A 6,370-nucleotide genomic window follows, 5' to 3' on the forward strand; every position below is an offset into this window, starting at 1 on the left:
AAAGGCAAGCAGGTCACGCTCGTCGTCCCATGCTACAACGAGAAAAGCTCCCTTTCCTACCTGGCTCACGCGCTTTCCGATCTGGAACGCGCCGCCGAGGGAAGATACCGCTTCCGCTATGTCTTTGTGGATGACGCCAGCAGCGACGGTACCGCCGACGAGCTTGCCCGGATGTTCGGGGAGCGCGAGCATTGCCGCGTTTTGCGTCACCCACAGAACCAGGGGGTGGCAGCCGCCATTCAGACGGGCTTGAAAGCCGCCACTACTGAGGTGGTCTGTTCCATCGACGCCGACTGCACCTATGACCCGCTCGACCTTCTGCAGATGATTCCTCTGCTGACAGACGGGGTCGACGTGGTCGTCGCATCGCCTTACCATCGCCAGGGGGCGGTCTTCAATGTGCCGCGCTGGCGGCTGTTGCTTTCCAAGCACCTGTCCAAAGGCTACCATCTGGTCTTCCATAACAAGTTGGCTACCTACTCGAGCTGCTGTCGCGTCTATCGCCGCAAAGCAGTGGCGCAGCTTACCCTCGCCCACGGCAACTTCATCGGCATCGTTGAATTGTTGGCAAAAGTGGACAGGGCCGGGGGGAGAATCGTGGAGTTCCCCACCGTGTTGCACAGCCGTTTGCTTGGCCATTCGAAGATGAAGGTGTTACATACCATCTGGGGACATATGGGCCTTCTCACGGCTTTGGCCCTGCAAAGGCTACGCCCCCACTTCTCCGGAAGAAGGGCACCGAGAGCCTTGACAGAAGCGGTCCCGGGGAGTGACTATGCAGGGCCACAGGCGCAACTGGAGGAGGCGCACGCAGCAAGGACGGCGCCCCTCCCATGAACAGACCGGGCCATAGGGCATCCGCCCAAGGGGTCGTTCTGCTCCTTTTCGCGGTGGCCATTTGGCTGAGGAGTATCGACCTTTGGCGGCCGGTGGACGGAAGGGTCCGCGAGGCGTGGCGGGAATGTGATATCGCCGCCGTGGCCCGCAATTTCTGCGCGGAGGGGATGAACATCTTCTACCCGCGCATCGACTGGCGCGGCGACGGGCCGGGCTTTGCAGAGATGGAATTCCCCGCGCTCTCCTACGGCATCGCTCTGCTCTACAAGACGTTCGGGTTTCACGAACAACTTGGGAGGATCATTCCTTTCCTGTTCTCCATCGGAACGCTGTGGATCTTCTTGCTCCTTGCTAAGAAACTCCTCCCACCACGTGCCTCGCTTCTGGCTCTGGCCTTTTTTGTGATGAGTCCGCTCGCTATCCGCGTTTCCAACTCTCTGCAGCCGGAGTCGATCATGCTCTTCTTCCTCATCGCCGCGGTCTACGCGTTCATCCGTTGGCTGGAGGAGCGGAGCTGGAAGTGGTACTGGCTTGCCGCAGGAATCACGGCGTGCGCCCTTCTGGCCAAGCTGAACAGCGCGCATATCGGGCTGCTGTTTGGGGCTCTTTTGTTCATGCACCAGGGGGTTCGCAGTCTCCGGAGCTGGCGAGTTTGGGTGTTGGCCTTGCTTGCCGTGCTTCCTGCAGCTCTCTGGTACTTGCATGCGCACCACCTGTGGCTGACATACCACAACTCCTTGGGGCTCTCCAACGAGTACCATTGGATTGGTTGGGACTTTTTCACCAACCCCCGGTTCGTCGCAGGAATCCTCAGAATCGAATTGCTCTTTGTCTGGATGCCTCTCGGCTGGCTGGTCGGGGCCTACGCGATCCTGCGCGGGCGCTGGCGAGGGACAAGTGTAGCCCTCTTGTGGATGCTCTCCGTGCTCGCCTACTATGTGGCCGCCTGCAGGACGACCAGCGAGGATTGGGCCATCTACTACCACATCGCCAGCGTGCCGCCCGTGGCCTTGCTTTTTGGCCTCGGCGCCGACTCGGCATTCCCCAAGGCCTGGCCCAGGGGCACAGGAGGACTCATCTTGGCTGGTGCCGTGGCTCTGCTGGCCGTGGTTGCGCGGCTCGTTCTTGGCTCTGCACCCTCGATTCCCACTGCCATCGCCGCCGCGATGATTGGCGGCGTAGCGGCAACGGTACTCGCTGCCAGCACAGCCAAGGGCGCCGCGAGAGGCCTTAGGCCGCTTCGCAGGCTGGGCCAATTGGCGGTGTTCTTCTGTGTGGCCTCGTCTTTGATCTTTTGTGGTTTTCGCATTGCCAAGGATCTCCATCCCTCCCACATGCAGACCGTCTATGAGTGCGCCCGGGAGGTTAAGCCGTACATTCCTCCTGGCGAACTGATTGTGGCCTCTGGCGGCCACAAGGCGGACGAAGATGGTTACCCGCTGGCGATCAATGCCCCATATCTTTTCTACTGGCTTGGACACAAGGGATTCAATATCGCTATCGAAGAGCAGTCGGTTGCTGCTTTGGAAAGCCTCGCCTCGCGAGGAGCGCACCTTTTTGTTGCCGAGCGAGACGCTCTTGCGGAGAAGGCGGGGTTCGAAGCAGAAATGCGAGCACATTTCCCCCTCGTGGTAGAGAACCGGGCGTTAGAAGTGTTTGCCCTCGTAGTTGACGCCAGCCAGGTCGACCTGACGATTCCCTCGCAGAATTCCACAGCTCTAATTGAGGAGACCCCGCGATGAGGCGGATGAGGAGGCTCCGCCTTCTCCCGGTTGGTTCACTGGTAAAGACCGGGAGGGTGGACCACGCAGATTGGAACTACCGTCCTCTGCTCGGCTTTGTGCAGCGGCAGAGGTTCAAGTTGTGTCGTCGTCTGATGGCCCCGCTGGCCTCCGGTCGCGTGCTGGAAGTCGGCTATGGCAGTGGGGTCTTCCTGCCCGAATTGCATCGGCACAGTCGTTCGCTTTTTGGGGCAGACGTGCACCCGTTTGCCAGTGCTGTCGCCGCCGTGCTGCGGGAGCACCAGATCAAAGCGCATCTGGTGCAGGCCAGTGCGGAGAGGTTGCCCTTCAAGGATGGTTGTTTTGACCTGCTGGTGAGTATCAGCGCGTTGGAGTTTGTGCCCGACCTCGTCAGTGCCTGCGCCGAGCTGCGTAGAGTTCTGAAGCCTTCTGGCGCACTGGTGGTGGTAACCCCTGGTGCTTCCCGGGTCATCGACTTTGGCTTCAAGCTCCTCACCGGCGAGGATCCACAAGTAGATTTCGGAGATGCCCGGCAGCGCGTGCGCCAGACTTTGCTGAGGTACTTCGCAATCGACAAGGAACTGCGCTTTCCACCACTGGTTGGTCGCAGCCTGTGCCTGTATCGAGCCCTTCGCCTGCGCCCTGCGGTTGCTGTTTGCCCCGCAGAAAAGACCCACTCGGCTCCAAATGCTGCGCCTCCTGTGCTCGCCTACGGTAGGCCCTGACAGCGATTCATTGCCTCGATCTACATAACCCAAGGAGTCCAATCGTGCGGCTACTGGTGCTCTTGACGGTGCTTTCGTGTTTTGCGGTCCTGGGGTTTGCCCAGGGCGAGAAGCGTATCTACATTGCAAATGACGACCACACCGATTACATGTGGCGGGCCGACGAGGAGACCTACCGACAGGCTTTCCTGGATATGCTGGACTACTACCTTGACCTCGCCGACGCCACCGAGCACGAGCCGAGCGACTTCCAGAGCCGCTTCAACTGCGATGGAACCTTTTGGGTGTGGACCTACGAGAAGAACAAGTCCGCCGCCGAGTTCGCGAGGCTAATCCAGCGGATCCGCAGCGGCCATATCGGTGTGCCCCTGAATCCTCTGGTCATCTGCTACGGTGGTGTGCCGGCCGAGGCGGTGCTGCGGAGCATGTACTACGCGGGCTCTCTGGAGCGACGCTATGGGCTCCACTTTCCCATAGCCATCTCCATGGAGAATCAGACGCTGCCTTATGGACTTGGCGCCCTGTGGGCGGGAGCCGGTGCCAAGTACTCGTGGAAGGGCGTGTGTGCCTGTCTCACGCAGATTGACTATGTGTACGGCAGGGAGCACGAAGCATATTGGTGGATGGGCCCTGACGGCAGCAAGATCCTCATGAAATGGAACTCCATGGTCTACCGCGGCAACCAGGGCATCGGGGGATACGCAGAGGCTTACGATACTTTCGGGGTGATTGATTTTGTCGATGCGGACCCGTACTTCCAGAGCCTCTATCCTTACCGCGTCATTGGCGTGTTTGGCAAGGGCTGGGACGAGCTTCAGGTGCTGACTGATGAGTTCGTGCGTGCCGCGAAGGAGAAGTCGAGGTCGGATCGGCGTGTGATCGTCTCCAATGAAGATAATTTTTTTGAAGATTTCGAGGCCATCTACGGCGATCAACTCCCGCAACTGTCGTGTTCCTTTGGCAATGAGTGGGACCTTTATTGCGCCTCGATGGCAGAAGTCTCGGCACGGGTGAAGCGCAGTGTGGAGAAGCTGCGCACCGCCGAGGCGATGGCCGCCCTGATCGTCACCAGGGACCCGACGTTCATGGCCGGCAGAGAGCAGGCGCGCGATGTAGCGTGGATGAGCATGGGGCTTTACTTCGAACATGCGTGGACCGCCGACGGCCACATCAGCAAGGAGGCGCGGGCAGCGTGGCAGCGGCGCACTGCCCAGGCCGTCGAGACCTATGTGGAGTCCCTTTACCAGGACGCGCAGACTCGCCTGGCCGAGATGATTCCCGCAGGGGCCTTCCCGCGCTTCTACGTCTTTAACCCGCTCAGTTGGCAGCGCACCGATTATGTGGACCTCCCTTATCTGGGCCCCTTTCCCTGTGTCGTCGTCGACGTGGCAAGTGGGGAGGAATTGCCGGCGCAACATTCTACACTCAGTGGCGAACCGAAGCTGCGTGTGCTTGCCACGAACGTTCCGCCGGTGGGCTATCGCGTCCTCGAGGTGCGTCCTGGCACGGGCCGGCAATTCTCTGACTGGAATCAAACGGTGGGGGGAACCGTCGAGACATCTTCCTATCGCCTGGCCCTCGCGGGGAATGGGGCCATCACCAGTTTGGTGGACAAGAAGCAGGGCAACATAGAGCTGGCGGGTCAGGGAGGTGGACTGAACAACTTGGGGCCAGGGGCGGGTACAATTGAGCTCGAGGAAGCCGGCCCTGTCTCGTTGACGCTGAAAGCTACCTGTGGTACGCCACTGCCTCATGTCACGCGCGTCACTCTAATGCGCAACGTGGATCGCATCGAGATCGAAAACACGATTACCAGGAACTTTTCTGACCTCCACACTTGGGACTTTAGCCACACCCTTCCCGGCGCGGATGTCTGGCATGAGGAGGTAGGCGCCGTCATCTTGGCGCGGCTCACCTCGCAGGGCGGCCACTACTCCCCACGCACGGCGCGTTACGACTGGTTGACTCTCAATCACTTCGCGGACGTGGGGGGCAATGGCCCCGGCTTTGTGCTCTCTAACGTCGACTGCTACTTCATGCGTTTGGGCAACAGCACGCCTAACTGGCTGGACGTGGCGACGCCGTGCATCTCGGTGCTGGTCGGTGGCCAGGTGGATGGCCCAGGTATTGGCATCCCCAACCAAGGGGGCGACCGCTACTTCCTGCAGCGTTTCGCTCTGCGGGGCCGCTCCGGCTTTTCTCCAGCGCAGGCCATGCGCTTCGCCTTGGAGCACCAAAATCCGCTGGTGGCGGAGAGAGTGCGTGGGGGGTCGGCTTTGCCGGCAGATGCTTTTTCCTTGGTGCACATCGACAACCCAGAGGTTCTCCTCTGGGCCATCAAGCCGGCAGAGGACGACCCCGGAGGGGAGCTGGTGGTGCGGGTGTGGAACCTGGGTGAGCATGGGAGCGACTTTCGCATCTCTTTGGACGGAGTTCCCGTCAGCCGTGCTCTGCGACTCAGCCACATAGAGACGCCTCTCGGCGAAGCAACCTGCGACGCCAATTCGGTTACGTGCTCCATCAATCAGCAGCAGTTGCTCACCTTGGGCATCGTCATGGGTACTCCGTCCGGACTGATGCCTGCCCAAGGGTTGGAGGCCGTCGCGGAGGGCCACACTATTCTCTTGCGCTGGCACTCGCCGCATGACCCGAAAGTGAAAGGCTTTCGCGTCGAAAAGAGCGTCGGCGGGGGAGATTACCAGGATGCGGCTTTCGTCCAGTCACGAAAAGACAGCTCGGGCGGCATGGTCGAGTACACTTGGCGGGACTTTGCTGTGCCCAAGGGGCTGCTCATCTATCGCGTCGCAACAGTTGGCAGCGACGGGAGCGTCTCGTACTCCGCTCCGGTCCGGGTGGAGGCCTCGGTTCCAGACACATTCGGGATTCGCGGGTGCTTTCCGAATCCCGCCGCAGGGCAGCTGCGAACGACCTTCGTGATCCCAGACGAGCCTACCGATTCATTGCACCTGCAGACGACCCTTCTTGCCGTATACAATCTCCGCGGGCAAATGGTGCGGAAGCTCATGGACAGCGTAGTGCCCCCCGGCTCTTATGCCGCTGCCTGGG

General features: G+C 60.6%; 4 protein-coding genes. All 4 read left to right on the forward strand.

From position 1 onward, the window contains the following. On the forward strand, window positions 1-837 hold an 837-nt coding region (locus H5U38_08755; protein MBC7187109.1), incomplete at its 5' end, for a glycosyltransferase family 2 protein. Further along, window positions 834-2,579, forward strand: coding sequence for a glycosyltransferase family 39 protein (locus H5U38_08760; GenBank protein MBC7187110.1), 1,746 nt, complete (start codon window positions 834-836; stop codon window positions 2,577-2,579). The genes H5U38_08755 and H5U38_08760, both read left to right, overlap by 4 nt. Beyond that, the gene (locus H5U38_08765) at window positions 2,576-3,304 is read left to right on the forward strand and encodes a class I SAM-dependent methyltransferase (GenBank protein MBC7187111.1); all 729 of its coding nucleotides are present in this window, start codon (window positions 2,576-2,578) and stop codon (window positions 3,302-3,304) included. Before H5U38_08760 ends, H5U38_08765 begins: the two co-directional genes overlap by 4 nt. 44 nt (window positions 3,305-3,348) lie before the next feature. Next, on the forward strand, window positions 3,349-6,370 hold a 3,022-nt coding region (locus H5U38_08770; protein MBC7187112.1), incomplete at its 3' end, for a hypothetical protein.

Source organism: Calditrichota bacterium, assembly GCA_014359355.1.
GTDB lineage: Bacteria > Zhuqueibacterota > Zhuqueibacteria > JANLFK01 > Oleimicrobiaceae > Oleimicrobium.

Bases quoted from the DNA above. Each gene is read 5' to 3' on its own strand.
- H5U38_08760 (MBC7187110.1), top strand. From the start codon at position 834: ATGAACAGACCGGGCCATAGGGCATCCGCCCAAGGGGTCGTTCTGCTC.
- H5U38_08765 (MBC7187111.1), top strand. From the start codon at position 2,576: ATGAGGCGGATGAGGAGGCTCCGCCTTCTCCCGGTTGGTTCACTGGTA.